Origin of the sequence: Paraburkholderia sp. SIMBA_030 (assembly GCF_046535245.1) — a bacterium.
Classification (GTDB): Bacteria; Pseudomonadota; Gammaproteobacteria; order Burkholderiales; family Burkholderiaceae; genus Paraburkholderia.
The window spans coordinates 1-234 of sequence record NZ_JAWRXB010001677.1; the positions used below are offsets into that span (position 1 = coordinate 1).

1 protein-coding gene is annotated in these 234 nt (G+C 58.5%); it reads left to right on the plus strand.

The window, feature by feature from the left end; genetic code table 11:
* Positions 1-234 (plus strand): hypothetical protein (locus tag SB772_RS45720; RefSeq protein ID WP_410839240.1); only part of this gene is annotated, 234 nt, incomplete at both ends.

Consider the following 234-nt stretch of genomic DNA (forward strand, 5'->3'; position numbering starts at 1 on the left):
CTCTGTCATTCCCGATACCCGCTCGGTGATTGGCGGCTATATCCGCGGCGCCAACGGACAGTTCTACCCGCAGAACATCAGCTTTCCGTCATCGAGCCTGGTCATGATCGATACGCGCGATGCGTCAAAGGGTCTGTTGACCAAGGACATCGATCCGGGCACCGGCAGCGGCAACCAGTATTTCCTTCTGAACGCAAACTCGACGAACCCCGCGACCGGCAGCCAGATATCGCT